The sequence below is a fragment of the Alphaproteobacteria bacterium PA2 genome (genome assembly GCA_002256425.1).
Taxonomy (GTDB): domain Bacteria; phylum Pseudomonadota; class Alphaproteobacteria; order Caulobacterales; family Caulobacteraceae; genus Phenylobacterium.
This window is the reverse complement of sequence record NKIZ01000001.1, coordinates 2,320,705-2,342,345: the sequence shown is the minus strand read 5'-3', so window position 1 is coordinate 2,342,345 and position 21,641 is coordinate 2,320,705. Positions and strand designations below refer to the sequence as shown.

The following is a 21,641-nucleotide window of genomic DNA, read 5'->3' as shown; positions in this document are numbered from 1 at the left end:
AGATTGGACGTTCGCGTTCGTCTTCCATACGAGTGACTCCATGATCCGATCGCTATCCATCGCGGCCATCGCGGCCCTGACCCTGTCCAGCGCGGCCTGCGCCGCACCGCCGCCGGCGCCAGTGGCCCAGGGGCCGTCTGGTCCGCCAACCGCCGGCGACTGGCGGTCGCCTGATCCCGAGAACCTCATGGTGATTGACACCACAAAGGGCCGGATGGTGGTGGAACTCAGCCCGGAGGTCGCCCCCAAGCATGTGGAGCGGATCAAGGGCCTCGTCCGTAAGGGCTTTTATGACGGCCGCAGCTTTTTCCGGGTGATTGACCTGTTCATGGCCCAGACGGGCGACCCGAAGGAAGATGGCACCGGCGGCTCCGACCAGCCTGACCTGGCCGCCGAGTTCACCTTCCGCCGTGGGGCGCAGACTCCGTTTGTCCAGGTGGCCGATCAGACCGTGGCCGACATCGGCTTCCTCGGCGCCCTGCCGGTCATGACCCAGAGCAGCATGCTGATGGCCATGACCGCTGACAACAAGGTTTCCGGTTGGGCGCTCTATTGCCCGGGCGTCGCCGGCATGGCCCGGGGCGGCGAGCCAGACAGCGCCAACAGCCAGTTCTTCCTCATGCGTCAGGCCTATCCATCCCTGGAGAAGCGCTACACAGCCTTTGGCCGGATGATCTCCGGCATTGACGCCATCCGGGCCATCAAGACCGGCGAGCCCGTGGAAGAACCCAGGGACAAGATGGTCAAGGTCCAGATCCTGGCCGACATGCCCGCAGCCACCCGTCCCAAGGTCAAGGTAATCGATCCGCGCAGCGCATGGTTCGCAGCCGAGGTGGCCCGCGTCCGCAATCAAATGGGCGCCGACTTCACGGCCTGCGCCATTCAAATCCCATCGGAGGTAAAGTAATGGATCCCGAAAACACGATACACATGGCCCTCGAAGCCGGAACAGTGACCATCAAGCTCCGGCCCGACCTGGCGCCCCAGCATGTGGCCCGCATCAAGGAACTGGCCCGCGAGGGCTTTTATGACGGCGTGGTCTTTCACCGGGTGATCCCGGGCTTCATGGCCCAGGGCGGTGATCCGACCGGCACCGGCACCTCCGGCTCGTCCAAGCCCAACCTGCCTGCAGAATTTTCCCGCGAGCCGCACATCCGGGGCGTCTGCTCCATGGCGCGGACCGCCAACCCGAATTCGGCCAACAGCCAGTTCTTCATCTGCTTCGACGACGCCACCTTCCTGGACGGCCAGTACACCGTCTGGGGCGAAGTGGTTGAGGGCATGGATCATGTGGACGCCCTGCCCAAGGGCGAGCCCCCGCGGGCTCCCGGCAAGATCGTGTCCATGAAGGTCGCGGCGGACGCGTGACCCCGTCCCTTGAGGCCGCCTATGCAGAGCCTCACCGGCGCTATCACACGCGCCGGCACATAGAACAGTGCCTGGCGCTTCTGGACGAGGTCCCGGACCTCATGGACAGCGAGCGTCAGGTCCTGACCTACGCCATCTGGTGGCATGATGCGGTCTACGACCCGCTGGCCAAGGACAATGAGGCCCGGAGCGCCGAGATGGCGCGCCGGGACCTGCGGGATTTCGACGTCTCCATTCACGCCCGTGAGGAAGTCGCCCGGCTGATCCTGTTGACCGCAGGACATGAGGTTGAGGAAGAGGACAGGCTGGGTGAGATCCTGGTGTCCATCGACCTGGCCATCCTGGGCGCAGAACCCGAGGCCTATGACGCCTATGCGAGGGCTGTGCGGGAAGAATACGCCCATGTCCCCGATGATGCCTGGAAGATGGGCCGTCCGGCTGTCCTGAAGACGTTCCTGGAGGCCAGGTTCATCTACCCTGATCCGGATCTGCGGCAGCGTTTTGAAGCCGGGGCCCGCGAGAACCTGGCCCGGGAAATCGCGGAACTGGCCTAGCTGGCGGGCGCCAGCACCACCACAAGCGGATAGTGATCCGATCCCCGCTTGGGGGCGCGGGCAATGCTGACTGTGCGCCAGGCTGATCCGGCATAGACGTGATCAATGGGCAGGAAGGGTACTGGCGCCCTGAGCCGTCCGCGCCAGAAGGGGCGTCCCGGCCAGCTGAAGATCGCCCGATCGCGGCGGATCATGCCGCTGCGCCGGTCAAAGTCCTGCAGGGCGAAGGACCAGGGGGTCAGGTTGAAGTCGCCGACAGTTATGACCTTTGACCGGTCAACACGCTCCAGGGCCTGCAGAAGCGTTTCCCTGTGGCCAGCCTGGCCGCGATAGGTGGGCCAGGTCAGGTGCATGCCGATCATTGTGAAGTCCCCTGCAGCAGAGGGCAGGGTGGCGGAGGCGAGGTCTGGCCAGGCGCGGCCCGGGCGGGTCACCTCGATCGGACTCTGGACCGGTATGGCCTTTGTAAAAAGCGCGCTGCTGAGCCTGCCCCGGGTCATGAAATAGCCACCGCGCGCCATGAGGGCGTCCCGGAATTCCGGGGTCAGTTCCTGAATGGCGATGACATCCGGGGATTCCGAGATCAGCCAGTCCACATCGGCCTGAACATCGGCGTTCTTCCGCCAGGCGTTGAACTGGATGATCTTTATGGTTCCGGTAGCAGACGCTGGCGCAGGCTTCGGCAGGGGGCGGAGGTATTCAGGCGCCATCAGGGCAAGGGCCGCCGCCATGGTCGCCAGCCCTAGCCCGATCAGGAACGGTCGGGGCCCCTGGGAAACCAGACCATAGAGCAGGACGGCCAGGCCGCCGCACAGCCAGATCAGGGCGAAGTGGCTGAACAGGTCCAGTCGGGCGTTGAACCGCCCTCCCTGGGCCAGCAGGGCGGCCACGAGGCAGCCTGCGCCGAACAGCACAGCCAGAAGGTCCAGACCCAGCAGCATCACTCTTGGAATCACGCTCATCACCGCCCTCTAGCACGAGCGGAGCCTTGACGCCGGGCCTCTTGCGTGCGCTTCACGCCCCCGCCCATGCAACTTGCAGATTTTGACTTTGACCTGCCCGAAACGGCCATTGCGCTCCGCCCTGCAGAGCCGCGGGATTCTGCGCGCTTGCTGCTGGTGTCGCCAGGACGGCCACTTGCAGACCTGAAGGTTTCGGATCTGCCAGACCAGCTGCGCGCCGGGGATATCCTGGTCCTAAACGACACCAGGGTGATCCCTGCCCGGATGAGCGGAATCCGTATCCGGGGTGAGTCCAGAATCAAGACCGAGGCCACCCTGCATCAAAGGCTGGCGCCCAACGTCTGGGCGGCCTTCATGCGACCTGGCAAGAGACTTGCGTCAGGTGATGAGGTCGTGTTCGGCGACCTGCTGAAGGCCACCATCATCGAGAAGCGGGAAGGCGGGGAAATCGTCCTGTCCTTCGACCGATCCGGCGTCGATCTGGATCTTGCGGTGGCCGAGGTCGGCGTCATGCCCCTGCCGCCCTATATCGCCGCCAAGCGGGCCCAGGATAACCGCGACAAGGTCGACTATCAGACCGTCTATGCCGCCGCAGACGGCTCTGTGGCCGCCCCGACCGCCGGCCTGCACTTCACCCCGGACCTGCTGGCGCAGATCAAGGCCAGGGGCGTTGGCGTCGTCTTCGTCCGACTGCATGTGGGGGCCGGGACCTTCCTGCCGGTAAAGGTCGACGACATTTCCACGCACAGGATGCACGCCGAGTATGGCGAGGTGACCCCGGAAACCGCCGACGCCATCAATTCTGCCCGCGCTGCCGGAGGTCGTGTGGTCTGTGTCGGCACCACCTCCCTGCGACTGGTGGAAAGCGCTGCGGGTGAAGATGGGCTGGTCCGGCCCTTCGCCGACGAAACCGCGATCTTCATCACCCCCGGCTACCGCTTCCGCGTGGCGGACGGCCTGATGACGAACTTCCACCTGCCCAGGTCGACCCTGTTCATGCTGGTCAGCGCCTTCGCCGGCCTCGAGGTCATGCAGGGGGCCTATCGGCGGGCCATCGACACCGGCTACCGCTTCTATTCCTATGGCGATTCAAGCCTGCTCTGGAGGGCTTAAGCCATGACCGCCTTTCCCTTCGAAATCTCGGCCACAGACGGCGCGGCCCGCACCGGGGTGCTCAAGACCTCCAGGGGCGACATCCGCACGCCGGCCTTCATGCCTGTGGGTACGGCGGCGACGGTCAAGGCCCTGACTGTGGACCAGGTGGCCTCTACGGGGGCCGACATCATCCTGGGCAATACCTATCACCTCATGCTGCGGCCAGGCGCCGAGCGGGTGGCGCGGCTGGGCGGCCTGCACAGGTTCATGCGTTGGGACAAGCCGATCCTCACCGACTCCGGCGGCTTCCAGGTCATGTCCCTGTCCAAGATCGCCAAGGTGACCGAGGAGGCCGTGGCCTTCCAGAGCCATATTGACGGCTCGAAGCACATCATGACGCCCGAGCGCTCCATCGAAATCCAGGCCCAGCATCTGGGCTCGGACATTGTCATGCAGCTGGACCAGTGCGTGGCCTGGCCGGCGGAGGAACCTGCCGCCGCAGCGGCCATGCAGCTCTCGGCCCGCTGGGGCGCCAGGTCCAAGGCGGCCTTTGGCGAGCGCCCCACCCAGGCCCTGTTCGGCATCCAGCAGGGCTCGACCTTCAAGGCCCTGCGACAGGAGTCCGCCGACCGCCTGATGGAGATCGGCTTTGACGGCTACGCCCTGGGCGGTCTGGCCGTGGGCGAGGGGCATGAGGCCATGTGTGAGGTGCTGGACTATGCGCCCGCCATGCTGCCCGCCGACCGGCCGCGCTATCTGATGGGTGTTGGCAAGCCCATTGATCTGGTGGAGGCCGTAGCCCGGGGCGTCGACATGTTCGACTGTGTCCTGCCCACCAGATCAGGCCGCCACGGCCAGGCCTGGACCTGGGAGGGATCGGTGAACCTCAAGAACGCCCGGTTCGCCGAGGACGATACGCCCCTGGATCCGACCTCGGATTGCCCGGCCTCCAGCCACTATTCCAAGGCCTATCTGCATCATCTGGTGAAGTCGGAAGAGATACTCAGCCAGGTCCTGCTGTCCTGGCACAACATCGCATTCTTCCAGGCCCTGACGGCGGCCATGCGGCTGGCGATTTCCGAGGGGCGGTTCGCGGCCTTCGTGAAGGACTTCCGGGACCGTCAGGTAAAGTAGGTCAGTGGCCGTAGGGGCGGGCTGGCGGCGCGCAGCCCCGGCTTTCGCCCAGGCCCTTCAGATAGGCGCGGCGGATCTGACCCGCCGTAATGGCTGCTGAAATGGCCTTGTCATGTCTTTGGGCGCCGGAGAGTTCCCGAACCCAGGCCCGCATGGGCAGTGCGCCGGAGGTCGCGCCGGCAATGGCGCTTAGTACGGTTTCAGCGCCCCGCTCGCCCAGGGTGTGGTCATCCAGGTCGGGCTCTTCCAGATCAACCCCCAGGGCGCCGTTCAGCGGCAGCATTTCGGCGACAACCCAGTCGCAGTCCACCCGCGCCGGCCTCCCATAGGGATTGTCCAGGGCCGCCAGCAGGACATCGGGGATCTTGGATTGCAGCAGATTTGCATCCCGCAGAGGCGAGGTGACGGCGCTGGGCAGGTCGGCCCGGCGGGCCTGCGACGCCGTCTGGACCTGGGGGGAACCATCAGGCGACGCCGTCACGCATCCACCCAGGGCCAGAAGAACAGGGATCAAGAGGTGCGGCCGGATCATGCAACACCCTAGCGCGAAGGGGTGGGGCGGGCAAAGCCCTGTTTCCCGGGCCGGCGGCGATGATTTCCCTCAGACCCTTGCCCCGACAGGGCCCCGGCCCTATGGTCCGCGCCGCTTCGCCCGGCGCATGATCTGCGTCGCGCCAAGGGCCGGTAGCTCAGCGGTAGAGCACCCGACTTTTAATCGAGTGGTCGTGGGTTCGATCCCCACCCGGCCTACCATTCCGCCTTGCCGAGGCGGCGCAGTCCACACATGGCGGTGCGGTACGACCCAGGTTTCGAGCTCCTGCGCCAAGCGCCCGAGTTCAAATTCCTTGCAGGAATGTGACCAAAATCTGTTCCCGGCGCCGCTTGAGCGCACAGTTTCGCACTGCAGCATCTGACGAGTCACATTTCATATGTCGGCGACAGGCTCAGGCCGTCTCACTTCGGATTGCTGACGGCAGCCGGGGCAGGGCCCTGACCCGCACAGAATTTTCGTTGGTCAATTGCTGGGGAATTCCATGTTCAATGTACTGAGGTCCAGATTGCTCGGGGCTGCGGCCTTCGCCGCCCTGACGGCTACGGTTTCCGTGGCTCATGCCGAGCCCACCCAGGCCATGCGCGATGCCGCCGTGGCCGGTGTCGAGTCCCGTACCAAACTGGCCCAGGTCATGGTCGACCAGGTGTTCAGCTATGCCGAACCGGGCTTTCAGGAATTCAAGACCTCGGAATACCTCACCGGCATTCTCGAGAAGAATGGCTTCAAGATCACCCGGGGCGCAGCCGGTATCCCAACAGCCTGGACGGCGACCTGGGGTGAGGGCGGTCCCCTGGTGGCCCTGGGCAGCGACATTGATAACCTGCTGGGTCTCTCCCAATACCCGGGCGTGCCGACCGTGACCCCCATGGTTGAAGGTGCGCCTGGCCATGGCGAAGGACATAATTCGGGCCTGCCCCTCATGATCGTCGCCGCCCTTTCGGCCAAGGACGTCATGGAGAAGAACAAGATCCCTGGACGGCTGATGGTCTGGCCGGGGGTGGCCGAAGAACTCCTGGCCACCAAGGCCTATTATGTGCGGGACGGCATGTTCAAAGGGGTCGACGCATCGATCTTCGTGCACGTCGGCCGTGACTTCTCAACCGGTTGGGGCCCCGGGGGCAATAACGGCATGGTCTCGGTGGAATACACCTTCCATGGCAAGACTGCCCACGCCGCCGGCCAGCCCTGGGATGGCCTGAGCGCCCTGGACGGGGTGGAAGTGATGAACATGGCCTGGAACCTGCGGCGGGAGCATCTGCCCCTGACCCAGAGGTCGCACTATGTCATCACCAATGGGGGCGGACAGCCGAACATCGTCCCGGGTGTTGCCTCGGTCTGGTACTATTTCCGCGAAAACACCTTTGACTCCATCCGCAAGCTCTACGAACTCGGCAATACCATCTCCGAAGCCGCCGCCCAGGCGACCGGCACGACGGTCGAGCGCCGCGTGCTGGGTTATGCCGCGCCCAATTACAGCAACAAGCCCCTGGCCCTCGCCGCCTACGCCAACATCAAGGCTGTGGGCATGCCGCAGTGGAGTGAGGACGACCAGACCTTCGCCAAGCGGGTCCAGACGGCCCAGGGCTTCAAGCTCCAGCCGCTTTCGACCGTTGTCGCGCCGATTTCCGAGCCGGACACCCGGGGAACGCCGATGGGCGGGGGGTCTGACGATATCGGCGACGTCATGTGGAGCGTGCCGACCATCACCATCCGCTACCCCTCCAACATCCCCAACGCCATCGGGCACAATGTGACCTCGGCCATGGCCATGGCCACACCCATCGCCCACAAGGGTGTTGTGGTCGGCGCAAAGGCCGTCGCCCTGACGGTTCTGGACATTGTCACGACACCCAAACTGGTGACCGACGCCAAGGATTACTTCCAGAACGTCCAGTTGAAGGACACCAAGTACGATCCGGTCCTGTCGCCTTCCGACAAGCCGGCCATCTGGCTCAATGCCGACATCATGGCCAAGATGCGCCCCAAAATGGAGCCCTTCTATTACAATTCAAAGAAGTACGGGACCTATTTGGAGCAACTCGGGATCACCTATCCCAATGGAGAAGCTCCAAAATAGGTAAGGGCAGAATATCTATGGAAAGGGCGAGCCTGATTGGCTCGCCCTTTTTTGTTCAGATGCTTGACTTCATGGGCATCTATTTGAAAGGCATGATGTTTATAAATTTGGCAATTTTGTGAATATTTAGATGATTTCCAATTGGTCTTTCCTGTTTTTCCAAGTCTGCCTGAGGATCGGATCGAGGACCATGAGAGTCCGCGATGCAAGAGCTTGGGGGTGAGGCGCCAGACTAGGCCTGATTGACGCGTCCTCCGCAGGACTCTGCGGGAGAAGCCAGATCAGCCAGGCGGCGGGGCGGTTCGGAGGCCGGTGACGGTGTTCGAGCGGCTGTTGGGATCAGGCGCAGCCTGACCTTCAGGACGCACGACCACGGGTTCGGCCGAGAACACTTCACGTTCATCCCAGTCCGGAAATCATCATGAAAACCAACACCTTTGACGGTCGGCGCTTCAAACTGAAGGCCTCCATCCTGACATCTGCCAGCCTTGCCGCCATGCTGGGCGCTGCAACGGCCAGTTACGCCGCCGAAGCGGCTGATGCGGTGGTCAAGGCCACGGACCTTGAAGAGGTCATGGTGACAGGCTCGCGGGTGGTGAGGGACGGATATGACGCCCCGACGCCGGTCAATGTGCTGGGCACGGAAGAGATCAAGGCGGCTGCGGCTGCGAACATCGCCGACTTCGTGAACACCCTGCCATCGGTGGCGGGAAGTGCGACAGCGGCGAACTCATCAGGCGGCCTCAGCAATGGTGTGGCGGGGATCAGCGCCCTGAACCTGCGCGCCCTGGGCACAGGCCGGACCCTGGTCCTGTTTGACGGCCAGCGTTCAGTGGTTTCGGCTTCAACCGGCCAGGTGGACACCAACACCTTTCCCCAGGCGCTGATCTCGCGGGTTGAGGTTGTGACTGGCGGGGCGTCTTCGGCTTATGGCTCTGATGCGGTCGGCGGGGTTGTGAACTTCATCCTCGATAAGACCTATACCGGCCTGAAAATGACGGCGGAGTACGGCGAGACGACTTATGGCGACAACGCCAACTGGAAATTCAATGTCACGGCGGGCGCCAAGGTCCTGGACGGCCGGGGGCATGTCCTGTTCAGCGCCGAGCGGGTCACCCAGGACGGCATCCACTATACCAGCCGTGACTGGAACAAGTCGGGCTATTTCGCCATCCGGAATACCGACCTCTCGGCCGGAGCGCCCTTCTATCTTGTCTCCCACAATGTCGGGATCTCGGCCTACACCCCGGGCGGTCTGATCACCGCCGGTCCCCTCAAAGGCACCTACTTCGGGGTCAATGGCGCGGTCAATCAGCTGGCCTATGGCGCCGTCTCTGGCCAGTGGATGGTCGGCGGTGACTGGAAGTACTCATCATCGGGCATGAACGGCACCAACAGTCTGGCGCCGGACGAGGACCGCGACAGCCTCTTTGGCCGGGTCAGCTTCGATCTGACCGACAAGGTCCAGGTCTTCGCCCAGGCCTCCTACGCCAAGTATGAGGGGCTGAGCTACTACATCAATCCGACCCAGACCGGGATCGTGATCCAGGCTGATAACGCCTATCTGCCAGCCTCGGTGAAGGCGCAGATGACCGCAGGCGGCCTGAAGACCTTCACCATGGGCACAAGCAATGCCGACATGCCGGCCTCCGGCAGCGCCAATGTGCGCAAGACCGAGCGCTTTGTGGTCGGGGCCAAGGGCGACCTGGACCTGATGGGCCACAGCCTCACCTGGGACAGCTATTACCAGCACGGCAAGACCGAGACCGACGAGAAGCTCACCGCCACCTGGAACAATGCCCGTCTGGCCCTGGCTACGGACGCGGTGATCAATCCGGCCAACGGCCAGATTGTCTGCCGTTCGACCCTGACAGCGCCGACCAATGGCTGTGTGCCCCTTAACCGGTTCGGCGTCGGCGTGGCCAGCCAGGCCGCCCTGAACTATGTGCTGGGCACGCCCTACCGCACCCAGGAGTTCAAGCAGGACGTCTTCGCCTTCAATGTCCGCTCTTCGGAGTTCCAGAACTGGGCCGGCCCGGTCTCCCTCGCCGCTGGCGCGGAGTACCGCAAGGAGCAGATGGGAGGCGCAGTCGAGCTTCAGTATCAGGCGTCGGGCTGGAAGTACGGCAACTACAAGGTCACCCAGGGAAAGTATGATGTGGCGGAGGCTTATGTCGAAGTCCTCATGCCCCTGATGAAGGGTTTGGATTTCAACGGCGCCGCCCGATACACCGATTACAGCACCTCGGGCGGGGTCACGACCTGGAAGGCCGGCCTGACCTATACGCCGATTGACGACATCACCTTCCGGGCCTCCCGTTCCAGGGATATCCGCGCCGCCAATATGAGCGAGCTCTATGACAGCGGCACGGCGCGAAGCAATTCGGTGTCGATCAACGGCGTCTCGACCGCCTTCGTCCAGAACCTGCAGGGCAACCCGTCCGTCCAGCCCGAGGTCGCCGACGGCTATGGTGTCGGCGTTGTGGTCCAGCCACGCTTCCTGCCGGGCTTCCAGGCCTCGCTGGACTATTATGACATCCGGGTTGAGGGGGTGATCAGCTTTGTCACCGCCCAGCAGACCGCCGACTACTGCTTCCTGAACAAGGTCCAGAGCTATTGCAGCAACCTTGTCTATGACAGCAAGGGCGTGCTCAACACCATCAACCTCTACTACGCCAACCTCAACAAGCTGACGGCCAGGGGGCTGGATGTAGAGGCTTCCTACCGCGCCGACCTTGAGGACCTCTATGAGCCTCTGAAGGGGAACCTCAGCCTGCGGGCCCAGGCCACCCATTATATGGAGAACGTCACCGATGACGGGGTCACCCACATCGACCTGGCCGGCGCCAATTCCGGCAGCACCCCGGACTGGATCTATCGCCTGACGGCTACCTACAAGATCGAGGACTGGTCCTTCACGGGAACGGCCCGGGGCGTCAGCTCCGGTGTCGTCAGCAACGCCTACACCGAATGCACCAGCGGCTGCCCGGCCAGCGTGTCGCCCTACTTCACCATCAATGACAACCACATAGACGGGGCGACCTATTTCGACCTGTCGGCGTCCTACAGCTTCCAGATCAACAAGGCTGACACCGAGGCCTATGTCTCGATCCGGAACGTGTTCAACAAGGACCCTGTCCTGACCTCCAACCCCAACAATCTGGGTGCAGAGAATACGGTCGGCTACCTTCAGACCAATCGCGGCCTCTATGACGTTCTCGGCCGTGTCTTCCGGGTCGGCCTGCGCATGGCCTTCTAGAAGAACCCCGCCGGACTGGTCACAGTCCGGCGGGCCCGTTCTTCCATCAGCAGCGGCGAGGCTACTGCTGTTGCTGCTGTTGTTGCTGGTCGGAATTCATGCCGCCGGGAACAGGACGGCGGCGGCCGCTGCGGTTGAAGGTCGGCTGGGCGACGCGGATGAATTCCGGCTCGCTGTGCGCGGCCCGGGCCCGTCCCACGGAAACCGCGACGGCCAGCTGGCTGTCGGATTCACCCTTGTAGACCCCGCGGGATGGCGGAACGTCGTTATAGTCCCGGCCCACGGCGCAGGCGATGTGGCGCTCTCCGGCCAGGACATTGTTGGTGGGGTCCAGGCCGATCCAGCGGGTGGACGGCAGGAAGACCTCCACCCAGGCATGGGTAGCCTCCGGGTCCGAGCGGTCGCCATGCTGGCGGTCGGTGAACAGATAGCCCGACACATAGCGGGCCGGAATGCCCCAGGCCCGGCAGATGGCGATCATGATGTGGGTGAAGTCCTGGCAGACCCCGCGCTTGACGCTAAGGGCCAGATCGATGGGGCTCTCGGCGTCGGTGACGCCGGCCTCATAGGCGAAGGACTCATAGATGATTTCCGACATGCGGCGCACCGCGGTGAGGGGGTCGCGGGCCCTCAGCCGATCAATCCCGGATTCCATCACGAAATTGGTCAGGGCGTCGGTCTCTATGGCGAAGCCGTGGTGCCGCAGGAAGTCGAAGTTCTCGCCCCGGACAAAGTCGCTCTTCAACCGGTCCCATTCACCCATGTCCAGGGCGTCGGGAAGGGGGGCCGGGATCTGGGTCTCGACTGTCGAACGGGCGACAATGGCCAGCTTCGAGTGGGGCTGGGGCACATCGAAATGGTAGACGGCATTGCCGAAGGCGTCGCCGTAAGAGAACAGCTGGGCCGCCGGATCTAGCTCCAGTTCAAAGGCGACCAGGCGCTGGGAGGCGCTCTTCTGGGGTTGCATCCAGACCTCCATGACGCTTTCGCGCACAGGGTCGGCATAGTGGTATTCGGTCAGGTGACGGACCTCGAGAAGCATGGGTTCAGGTCCTAGGCCGGAAGACGCATTTCAAGGGAATAGGCGACGAAGGTGTCATAGATCGCTGAGTGGATGCCTGCGCATTCGTCCAGAACCGTGCCGACCATGGGGCTGGCGTCGCGGATCTGCAGATTGTCCACATCGGCGTATTGCAGTCGCGCCTTCAGACGGCCGGCCAGGCGCTCGGGGCCTGAATGGCTTGAATGGTCCACATACCCGCTCAGCCCCGCCAGGTGATCGGCGATCCGTGCTGTGGTGAAGCGAAGGGATCGCGGGAAGTCTGCGTCAAACATCAGGAATTCCAGGATCAGCTTGGGCTGGATGTCGGCGGTGTAGCGCCGCAGATAGGGTTCCAGGGCGCAGCCCATCCGCAGCAGGCTAGTCAGGGCCGAGTGATCGGTGACCGGCGGCTGCTTCTCATCGCCAAAGCAGACCTTGAGCAGGCGCGCGATCAGCTGGGCGCGCTCGAGATAGGCCCCCAGCATCAGGAAGCCCCAGCCTTCACCATGGCTCATGGTGGCGTCGGCGGCGCCCTTGAACATGTGCAGGTCCGAGATGATCTCGTTCAGGAAGCTGGACGAGCCGTCCTCGAAGGCCTTGGCGGCGCCAGGCCCTGTGACCCGCAGATAGATCAGGTTCAGCCGTTCCCAGGTCTCGGTGGTGATCTGGTCACGGACCTGCCTGGCATTTTCCCTGGCCCGGGACAGGGAGGTGGTGATGGAGCCCGGATCCTCCCGATTCAGGGCGAGGGACCTGGCCATTTCATAGGGCGTCAGGACCTCTTCGGTTTCCGGGTCGCCAACGGCGGCCTGGACGTTCCTTGTGACCTGGGCGGCCGCATCGGTCCGGTCGAGGGTGGCGTTCAGCATGACGTCCGACAGGCGGCACATGTGCTCGGCCCGTTCGACATAGCGGCCGATCCAGTAGAGGCTGTCGGCGACGCGGGCGAGCATCATGGCCGGGTCTCCTCGGCGCCGAGAATCCAGGTGTCCTTGGACCCTCCACCCTGACTGGAATTGACCACCAGCGAACCCTTCTTGAGGGCCACCCGGGTAAGGGCGCCAGGTGTCACCACGATCTTCTCACCGGACAGGATGAAGGGCCGCAGGTCCACGTGACGGGCGTCGATCGCCCCGTCGATCAGGCAGGGCGCGGTGGAAAGCTGGATGGTAGGTTGGGCGATATAGTTGGACGGATCAGCCTTGATAGCTTCGGCGAAGTCGGACCGCTCCTTGGCGCTGGCGTGGGGCCCGATCAGCATGCCGTAGCCCCCGGAGGCGCCCACGGCCTTGACCACCAGCTTGTCGAGATTGGCCAGGACATGGCTCAGCTGGGCGGGTTCGCGACAGAGATAGGTCTCGATATTGGGCAGGATGGCGTCTTCGCCGAGGTAGTACTTAATGATTTCAGGAACATAGGCATAGACAGCCTTGTCATCCGCCACCCCGGTGCCCGGGGCGTTGCAGATCACCACATTGCCGGCGCGATAGGCGTTGAACAGGCCCGCCACGCCGAGACTTGAATCCCGACGGAAGGTGAGGGGGTCGATGAAGTCATCATCCACCCGGCGGTAGATCACGTCGATGCGCCGGAGGCCGGTGGTGGTCCGCATATAGACCATGTTGTCGTGGACCACGAGGTCGCGGCCTTCCACCAGGGGCGCGCCCATCAGGCGGGCCAGATAGGCATGCTCGTAATAGGCGGAATTGTAGACCCCGGGGGTCAGGACCACCACCTGGGGATTGGGCCGCCAGTCCGCCGCCATGCCCTTGAGGGTCGACATCAGCATGTCGGGATAACGGTCGATGGCGCGCACTCCCGCCAGACGGAAGGTGCCAGGGAAGGTGCGCTTGGAAGCCTCGCGGTTAGCCAGCATGTAGGACACGCCGGATGGCACCCGCAGGTTATCCTCCAGGACTGCGAAGGCTCCGTCTGGCTGACGGATCAGGTCGCTGCCGCAGACATTGGCGTAGGCCTTGTGCGGGACAAACAGGTTCTGCATTTCCCGGCGATAGGAGGGGGCCGAAAGGATCAGTTCCCGCGGCACCACGCCGTCCATCAGGATCTGCTGGGCGCCATAGATGTCGGCCAGGAACATGTTCAGGGCGCGCAGGCGCTGGGTCAGACCCGCTTCGACCACCGACCATTCCTCCGCCGGAATGATCCGGGGCAGCAGGTCTGTCGGAATGATCCGCTCGGTGGAGCTCTCGCCCCCATAGACCGTGAAGGTTATGCCCTGAAGCAGGAAGAACCGCTCCAGGGTCCTCTGGCGGTCCGCCAGCTCCTGGTCGCCCAGGGCCGCCACCCTCTGGTCGAGGGCGCTGTAGTGAGGTCGCACAAGGCCATCGGCCGTGAGCATTTCATCATAGGGCAGAGGCGTTGAGTCCGCATTTGACCGTCCTGCTATCGCCACCCTGTACCCCACCGTGAACTCGCCTCCCGCAGTTTGCGTGCAGGACGACCTTAGAAACCGCGCCGCTGTGCGACCGGGAAATTCGCCCGAGACAGGGCTCTACCTGATGGGCGCCTATCATTTGGGCAGACTTCTGCCCAATGGAAAAGCATCCGCATGCTCACAGTCGGGTGACATAACCTGTGTCGGCGCGCTACACCTAGGGCGGGGCGCATAAGGATTTGGACTTTGGGACGACTGGCCCTTGCTGGCGCCGCCCTTGCGGCTCTCTGCGCACAGGCTGCGGCCGAAACAGCGTGCGCGGCGCAGCCGAAGGCCGCTGTCGAAGGGGCCATGAAGGCGGCCCTGAAATCGAAAATCACCGACGCCATCGGTCAGACCGATCGTCCCGTCACCAGCCGGTTCGAGGCCCGCCGTCGCGCCCGCGAGGCCGCCGATGACGCCACCGCGGTCCTGAGGTCTGAAGGCTATTACGGCAGCGAAGTCGAGCCGACGGTCACTGAAACCGAGCCATCCCAGCCCGTGGTGAAGATCAGGCCGGGCCAGAGATTCCGAATCGCCGATCCCAGGGTCGATTGGGTCGACGCGCCGCCGGCCGAGCCGGTGCAGCGGGCGGCCGAGGCGGTCATGGGTCTGGCCGATGGTCAGGCCGGTCGCGCAGCCGATGTGGTCAGCGCTGAAGGCCGGATCGTCGCAGCTGTCCAGAAGCGGGGCTATGCCGATGTGGCCGCTGCGCCTCGGGAGGTCATCGTCGACCATGCCGACCGCACGGTTCGTCCGGATTTCAGGATTGCTGCGGGCAGTCTTGTCCACCTGGGCGGCCTGGACATTACCGGCCCATCCCAGAGCGAGCCCAAATGGCTGCGTCATCTGGCGCCTTGGAAGTCAGGTGACGTCTACGACCCTGACGATGTGGGCGAACTTGAGCGGCGGCTGCTCGACACGGGCGTCTATGAGTCCGTCACCGTCGCCCTGGCGCCAAGGGAGCAGGCTGACGCCAACGGCCTGAGGCCGGTCATTGTCAGTCTGGCTGACCGCGCCTACCGGCGGCTGGAGCTGGGCGCCAGCTATTCCACCAGCGAGGGCGCTGGCGGCGACGCCCGCTGGACCCGCTACAACCAGTTCCGCCGCGGCGACACCACTTCGGTCTTTGCAAGGGCCTCGACCATAGACAGCCGACTGGGGGTCGATATCAGCCTGCCGCACTGGCAGAGGGCCCGCCAGACCCTCAAGGGCTCGGCCTTCGTCTATCAGCAGCTGACCTCGGCCTATCAGGAGACCGGCGTCGGCACGAGCCTGGACGTTGAACGCAAGTTTGACCGCACCTCCTATGTCACTCTTGGCGCGTCCCTCGACTACAGCCGCACCCGCGAGGTTTCCGCCGGCTCCCTGGCCCGACTGGGGCGCTCGCAGATCGCAGCAGCCCTTCTGGGCGCCATGGCGCTCGACCGCTCAGATGATCCCCTGGATCCCAAGAGGGGCTGGCGGCTTGAGGCCCGGGTGGAGCCTACCCTGATCAGCGGGGATTCCACCCTGCCGTACCTGAAAATGCAGAGCCAGGGCAGCGCCTACCTGCCCTTTGATCCCAAGGGCCGCACGGTCCTCGCCGGCCGTCTCAAGGTGGGCGCGATCCTGGGCGGCGCCATTCCGGATGTGCCGGCTTCCCGCCGCTTCTATGCCGGCGGCGGCGGTTCGGTGCGGGGCTATACCTATCAAGGGGTCGGGCCGGTTCTGGCGGACAACACTCCCCAGGGCGGCCTTGCTCTTGTTGAGGCCTCCGCCGAGTTACGCCAGAAGATCGGGCAGCGCTGGGGCCTGGTGGGATTTGTCGATGCGGGCTCCATTGGCTCGGACCAGATTCCCGATGGCAAGAACCTCAGTCTGGGGGCGGGCTTCGGGGTGCGCTATGACCTGGGCTTCGGGCCCATCCGTGTCGACATCGCCGTGCCGCTCAATCCGCGCTCCAATGATCCCAGCTTCCAGATCTATCTCAGCATAGGTCAGAGCTTTTGACCGAGGCGACCCCAGAGACCAGCCCGCCCGGGCCAAGGGCGAAGACTCCGTTCTCGCTGCGGCGGCTGTTTGTCTGGACGGCGGCAATCATGGCCGGACTGCTGCTGTTCGGCGCCCTCAGCGCGCGCTTCGCCATCCTGTCTCCACAGGGCCGGTTGCTGGTTGAAGCCGGCGCCAATGGGCTCAAGCTTGGCCGGATTGGCAAGCTGAAGGTCGAAGGCGTCGAAGGCGACCTGATGAAGGACTTCCGCATCCGGCGTCTGACCATTGTCGATGAAAAGGGGGTCTGGCTGGACGCCCGGGCCCTGGAGGTGTCCTGGCGCTACATGCCCCTGCTGACCCGGAAACTGCATATTGACCGGGTCACAGCACAGCATGTGACGGTTCTGCGCCGCCCGAGCCTGACCGAAAAGCAGACCTCCCGGGAACTGCCGGTCAGCATCCAGATCGACGCCATCCGGACCCGGCTGGAAATGCTGCCGGAGTTCAGCGTCCAGCGGGGCGTGTTTGATCTGGACGGGCAGCTGGCGGTCAGACGGGCCAAGGGCGGCTTCACCAGTCGCATCAAGGCCAGGAGCCTGCTCCATGCCGGCGATCATCTGGCCCTCGATGTGGCCTTCCTGAAGTACGAGCCCCTGAGGGTCGTCGCCGATGCATCGGAGAGCCGGGGCGGCGCCCTCGCCGGCGCCCTCGGCCTGCCTTCTGACCGTCCCTTCGAGCTGCACGCCCGGGCAGGGGGGGCGGAGTCCAAAGGCAAGCTGCATGCGGTTCTGACCAGTGGCCCGGATCAACCAGTGACACTGGACGGGGTCTGGACGGATCAGGGCGGGCAGGGGACGGGCCGCGTTTCCTTGACAGCCTCGACCCTGACCCGAAATCTTGCCCAGCGTCTTGGGTCGGAAGCCCGGTTGACCTTTTCAGGGTTCAAGGCGGACCAGACGCATTTCAACATGGCCGCCCGCATGGACATGGCCAACCTGACCCTGACCGCTTCAGGCCGGGCGGACCTGAAGGGCCGCCGTCTCGGCCCGCAGGGCATGGACCTGGTGGCGACCTCGCCGGCCCTCAGCAAGATCACAGGCGGCCCAAGCCTGGGGCCCGCCAGGGTTGCTGGCCGGCTTGCGGGGATGAGCGACGACTGGCGGTTCGCAGGAACCGGGTCAGTCGGCGCCATGGCCATCGGCGACTATCGCCTGGGCGCCGCCTCTGGCCCTCTGACCCTGACCTCAAGGCGGGGAGAGCTTGGCCTGACAGGCAAGCTCGTCGGCTCCGGTGGTCAGGGCAGCGGCTATCTCTTCGCCATGCTGGGGGCGGCGCCGAAGGCAGAGATAGATCTGGCCAGGCTTTCCGATGGCCGTCTCGCCCTCAAGGACCTGAAGGCCCAGGGCAGCGGCCTGACCCTTTCAGCCCAGGGCGGCCGCAGCCTGTTCGGCGGTCTGACCCTGAAGGGCAAGGCTGTGGCTTCCAATCTCACCATGGCGCGGCTGGGCGCGAAGGGGGCGGCGGAGGTGTCATGGACCGCCGACCAGGGTGGGGCTGGCAAGCCCTGGAACCTCAGCCTGGATGGCAAAGGTCAAAACCTGGCCACCGGATATCCGGTGCTGGATCGCCTGCTGGGTCCGGCGCCCCGCCTTGCGGCCCAGGGCGGCATTGGCGGCGGGCGGCTGACCCTCACCAGGGCCAGTCTTGATGGCGCAGCCCTTGATGCCACGGGGCAGGGGCAGGCGGAATTCAAGGGGCCCATGAAGTTTGACCTCGGCTGGTCGGCGGACGGCCCCTTCCGGTTTGGCCCGCTGGAAATCACCGGCCGGGCCAGGGGGTCGGGTACGGTCGCTGGGACCCTGTCAGAACCTCGCGCCGACCTTTCCGCCGACTTCGAGGCCATCGACATCCCGAAACTGCCCCTCACGGCGGCCCGTCTGACCCTGACCTTCCAGAAGGGCGCACAGTCCACCATGGGCGCCGTGGCCCTGAACGCCGCCAGCGCCTATGGCCCTGCCTCAGCCCGGGCGAATTTCGGCCTCAACGGCGGCGACCTGAACCTCACGGATCTGGTCATGGACGCCGGCGGGGTGAAGGCGTCGGGCGACCTCGCCCTGCGACCCGGGGATGGGACCCGTGCGGACCTGAAGCTGAACATCAGTCGCGGCGCCCTGATCGATGGCGGTGACATCAAGGGGCAGGTCCAGATCACTGATGCGCCAGGCGGACCACGGGCGAAACTGGCGCTCGACCTGGCCGAGGTCATCCTGTCGGGTCAGCTTGTGGCCATCAGCGCCGGCCGACTGACAGCCGATGGCCCCCTGTCACGCCTTCCCTACGACCTGCAGGCCAATGGGGCCTCCCACGCCGGAAAATGGTCCCTGACCGGGGGCGGACTGGCGGGGGCTGAAGGCGAGGGATACCGGCTGGGCTTTGAGGGCGGCGGTCGTCTGGGCGTACACGGCCTCAAGACCACGGAGCCTGCGGCCTTCACCTTCGAGGATGGCCAGACCGGCGCCCGGATCCGACTGGCCACCAATGAGGGCGGCAAGCTCGATATTGACGGGCGTTTCACCAAGGCGGCGGCGGATTTCAAGGCCAGGCTCAGCGACATCAATCTGGGGGTCCTGGATCAGGATCTCACCGGCAAGGTGGACGCCGACCTCAGTCTCAGCGGCCAGGGCGGCCGGCTGACCGGCGACCTCAATGCCGACCTGCTGGGCGCGCGCGGCCTGGGCGCAGACAAGGCCCAGGGCCTGGACGGCAAGCTTCGGGCTCACCTCGCAGGCGACCAGATCCAGATCGACAGCCAGCTGGCCAACAGCCAGGGACTGAAGGCCCAGGCCGACCTGGTCCTGCCCGCCGAGACCTCGGCGGCGCCCTTCCGCATCGCCATCAATCGCCAGAAGCCCTTGCGCGGCCGCGCCTTCGCCGATGGCGAGGTCAAACCGCTCTGGGACCTGCTGATCGGCGGCGATCGCGAACTGGCTGGCCATGTCCATCTGGAAGGCCAGCTGGGTGGGACCCTGGCCGATCTCGGTTCCGTTGGGCAGGCCAGCGTCGACAATGGGCGCTTCTCGGATGGCGCCAGCGGCCTAGTGCTGCGGGATGTGGCCTTGCAGGCGGACCTGGCTGATCAGGCCCTCAACATAGCCCAGGTGTCCGCTTCGGATGGCCACGGGGGCGGATTGAGCGGTCAGGGCCGTATCTCCCTGCTGCGGGACGGGGACTCCAGCTTCCGTCTCGACCTCAAAGGCTTCCGGCTCATCGACAATGACCTGGCCACCGCCTCGGCCACCGGCCAGGCGACCATCAACCGCAATGCCGACGGCAAGGTGAAGCTGAGCGGGGCCCTGGCGATCGATCGCGCCGATGTTTCGGCCAAGCCACCGGCCCCCTCAGGCGTCACGCCCATGGATGTGGTCGAGATCAATCGCCCTGTGGACCTTACGCCCGCCACCACTGCACGCACCCGTGGCGGGCAGGGGGTGCTCCTGGCCGTCAGCCTCAAGGCGCCGCGCCGGATCTATCTGCGTGGTCGCGGACTGGATGCAGAGCTGTCCCTTGACGCCCATGTAGGCGGATCGACCTCGCGCCCCTCCCTGACCGGCGTGGCCCGGGTCGTGCGCGGCGACTATGACTTCGCCGGCAAACGCTTTGCCTTTGACGAGCGGGGCACGGTCCGCCTGGCCACCGATCCCAAGGACATCCGACTGGACCTCACCGCCAGCCGGGATGATACGACCCTGATGGCGGCGGTGCAGATCAGGGGCACGGCGGCCAGGCCTGAAATCACCCTGACCTCGACCCCGACCCTGCCCAACGACGAGGTCCTGTCCCAGGTGCTGTTCGGGCGCTCGGCCTCCCAGCTGACCCCGGTGGAAGCCGCCCAGCTGGCCTCAGCCCTGTCCTCCCTGGCGGGCGGCGGCGGCTTTGACGTGATCGGCAACCTCAAGACCTTTGCTGGCCTCGACCGCCTGGCCCTGGGCGGCGGCGGGACGACCGGGGTCACCGTGTCGGGCGGCAAATACCTGACCGACGACGTCTATCTGGAAATCACCGGCGGCGGCCGGGAAGGGCCCTCGGCCCAGGTGGAATGGCGGATCAACCGGGCCCTGTCCCTGATTTCCAAGCTGGCCGGGCAGGGGGATGGCAAGCTGGCCGTCCGCTGGCGTAAGGATTACTGAGGCGCTCTCTTCTCGAGGCTATGACGGACTCAGAGCCCCATGAACTGGACCCCGGCCTTCGCCGGGGTGACCGGTGGTTGGGACTGGCCCGCGACCTGACTTCCGCCATCGGTCATACCGGCGAAGGCCGGTATCCAGTTCGTAAGGCGCAGGGCATCCGGAAGGGGCGCTATCGGGGAGGCAAACCCTTACTGAGCACCCGGTCACCCTCAACCACCGCGCCCAGTTCCAGATCTTCCGCGCCGCTCAGGCTGGCGTAGAGCTGGTCAAAGTCGGCCAGGGTGGCCTCCAGCAGGGTCTGCAGGCTGGGAACTGCGAAATAGAGGCTCTGGAAGTCGTCGATCCGGTAGGGGGTGCGCATGATCCGCCTCAGGTCGAAACCCAGCCTGTGGGGCGCCGGGTCTTCCAGGGCGTAGAGGCTCTCCCCATGGGATGAGGCGATGCCAGCCCCATAGATCTTCAGGCCGCCTGGCTCTTCCACCAGGCCGAACTCCACAGTGTACCAGTAGAGCCGCGCCAGATGGTGCAGCTGGCCACGCCCCAGGGCCCGCAGGCCGCCCTGCCCATAAGCCTGCATGTAGTCGGCGAAAATCGGATCGGCCAGCATGGGGGCGTGACCGAAAACATCATGAAAGACGTCGGGTTCCTGCAGATAGTTCAACTGGTCAGCCGTGCGGATGAACCGCCCCGCCGGGAAGATGCGGGCCGCCAGCAGGGCGAAGAAGTCGGCGTCGGTGATCAGACCGGGAACCGCGATCAGCGACCAGCCGGTCAGGGCCATCAGGTCGGCGTTCAGCACCCGGAAGTCGGGGACGCCGCCCCGGTCGAGATTGAGGGCCTTCAGACCTTTCAGGAAGGCCCCGCTGGCCCGGGTCTCCAGCACCTCGACCTGCCGGGCATAGAGCAGGTCCCAGACCCGGTGATCCACCCGGGTATGGCTGTCCCAGGCCTGATCTATTTCCACACGGGCGCGCACGGGGTTCATGGGTGGAGATTCACCCA

The 21,641-nt window shown here is 65.0% G+C and carries 15 protein-coding genes and 1 tRNA gene; 10 read left to right on the top strand and 6 right to left on the bottom strand.

Going from position 1 to position 21,641, the window contains the following annotated elements:
• Positions 1–40 precede the first annotated feature (40 nt).
• The 3 genes from CFE28_11220 to CFE28_11210 are packed head-to-tail and all read left to right on the top strand — an operon-like array spanning position 41 to position 1,922.
• Positions 41–907 (top strand): peptidylprolyl isomerase, encoded by an 867-nt coding sequence (locus CFE28_11220; GenBank protein ID OYU70508.1) that lies wholly within the window; start codon positions 41–43, stop codon positions 905–907.
• Positions 907–1,368, top strand: a complete 462-nt coding sequence (locus tag CFE28_11215; protein OYU70507.1) for a peptidylprolyl isomerase — start codon at positions 907–909, stop codon at positions 1,366–1,368. Before CFE28_11220 ends, CFE28_11215 begins: the two co-directional genes overlap by 1 nt.
• On the top strand, positions 1,365–1,922 hold the full coding sequence (locus CFE28_11210; GenBank protein ID OYU70506.1) for a phosphohydrolase: 558 nt from the start codon (positions 1,365–1,367) through the stop codon (positions 1,920–1,922). Before CFE28_11215 ends, CFE28_11210 begins: the two co-directional genes overlap by 4 nt.
• Here the strand turns inward: CFE28_11210 and CFE28_11205 are convergent.
• Positions 1,919–2,884 carry a hypothetical protein gene (locus tag CFE28_11205; protein OYU70505.1) on the bottom strand — a complete coding sequence of 322 codons (966 nt, stop codon included), beginning with the start codon at positions 2,882–2,884 and terminating at the stop codon, positions 1,919–1,921. The two genes, CFE28_11210 and CFE28_11205, sit on opposite strands and share 4 nt — an antisense overlap.
• Before the next feature lie 66 nt (positions 2,885–2,950).
• Between CFE28_11205 and CFE28_11200 the strand changes: the two genes are divergently transcribed.
• Positions 2,951–3,997 (top strand): tRNA preQ1(34) S-adenosylmethionine ribosyltransferase-isomerase QueA, encoded by a 1,047-nt coding sequence (locus CFE28_11200; protein ID OYU70504.1) that lies wholly within the window; start codon positions 2,951–2,953, stop codon positions 3,995–3,997.
• A 3-nt stretch (positions 3,998–4,000) separates the two neighbouring features.
• Positions 4,001–5,113: a tRNA guanosine(34) transglycosylase Tgt gene (locus tag CFE28_11195; protein ID OYU70503.1), complete on the top strand. Its 1,113-nt coding sequence runs from the start codon at positions 4,001–4,003 to the stop codon at positions 5,111–5,113.
• Position 5,114: 1 nt separating this feature from the next.
• Here the strand turns inward: CFE28_11195 and CFE28_11190 are convergent, their stop codons facing one another.
• A complete protein-coding gene (locus tag CFE28_11190; protein OYU70502.1) occupies positions 5,115–5,627 on the bottom strand; it encodes a hypothetical protein in 513 nt (170 codons plus the stop codon).
• A gap of 164 nt (positions 5,628–5,791) precedes the next feature.
• On the opposite strand from CFE28_11190, the gene CFE28_11185 reads away from it, so the two are divergent.
• The 3 genes from CFE28_11185 (at position 5,792) to CFE28_11175 (ending at position 11,002) form a co-directional block, all read left to right on the top strand.
• Positions 5,792–5,866 (top strand) — tRNA-Lys (locus tag CFE28_11185).
• A gap of 281 nt (positions 5,867–6,147) precedes the next feature.
• Complete coding sequence (locus tag CFE28_11180) at positions 6,148–7,743, top strand: amidohydrolase (protein OYU70501.1); 1,596 nt, start codon at positions 6,148–6,150, stop codon at positions 7,741–7,743.
• A gap of 496 nt (positions 7,744–8,239) precedes the next feature.
• Complete coding sequence (locus tag CFE28_11175) at positions 8,240–11,002, top strand: hypothetical protein (GenBank protein OYU71677.1); 2,763 nt, start codon at positions 8,240–8,242, stop codon at positions 11,000–11,002.
• A 61-nt stretch (positions 11,003–11,063) separates the two neighbouring features.
• Here CFE28_11175 and CFE28_11170 read toward each other — a convergent pair whose 3' ends face one another.
• Genes CFE28_11170 through CFE28_11160 form a run of 3 tightly spaced genes read right to left on the bottom strand, consistent with a single transcriptional unit; the run spans position 11,064 to position 14,403 of the window.
• Positions 11,064–12,044: a transglutaminase gene (locus CFE28_11170; GenBank protein ID OYU70500.1), complete on the bottom strand. Its 981-nt coding sequence runs from the start codon at positions 12,042–12,044 to the stop codon at positions 11,064–11,066.
• An 11-nt stretch (positions 12,045–12,055) separates the two neighbouring features.
• Positions 12,056–13,000, bottom strand: a complete 945-nt coding sequence (locus CFE28_11165; protein ID OYU70499.1) for a hypothetical protein — start codon at positions 12,998–13,000, stop codon at positions 12,056–12,058.
• Complete coding sequence (locus tag CFE28_11160; GenBank protein OYU70498.1) at positions 12,997–14,403, bottom strand: hypothetical protein; 1,407 nt, start codon at positions 14,401–14,403, stop codon at positions 12,997–12,999. Before CFE28_11160 ends, CFE28_11165 begins: the two co-directional genes overlap by 4 nt.
• Before the next feature lie 282 nt (positions 14,404–14,685).
• Between CFE28_11160 and CFE28_11155 the strand changes: the two genes are divergently transcribed.
• Together CFE28_11155 and CFE28_11150 are read left to right on the top strand one after the other, a co-directional pair.
• On the top strand, positions 14,686–16,470 hold the full coding sequence (locus tag CFE28_11155; GenBank protein ID OYU70497.1) for a hypothetical protein: 1,785 nt from the start codon (positions 14,686–14,688) through the stop codon (positions 16,468–16,470).
• An 89-nt stretch (positions 16,471–16,559) separates the two neighbouring features.
• Positions 16,560–20,639, top strand: a complete 4,080-nt coding sequence (locus tag CFE28_11150; protein OYU71676.1) for an autotransporter — start codon at positions 16,560–16,562, stop codon at positions 20,637–20,639.
• Between the two features lie 169 nt (positions 20,640–20,808).
• Here CFE28_11150 and CFE28_11145 read toward each other — a convergent pair whose 3' ends face one another.
• A complete protein-coding gene (locus tag CFE28_11145; GenBank protein OYU70496.1) occupies positions 20,809–21,624 on the bottom strand; it encodes a phenylalanine 4-monooxygenase in 816 nt (271 codons plus the stop codon).
• Positions 21,625–21,641 lie beyond the last annotated feature (17 nt).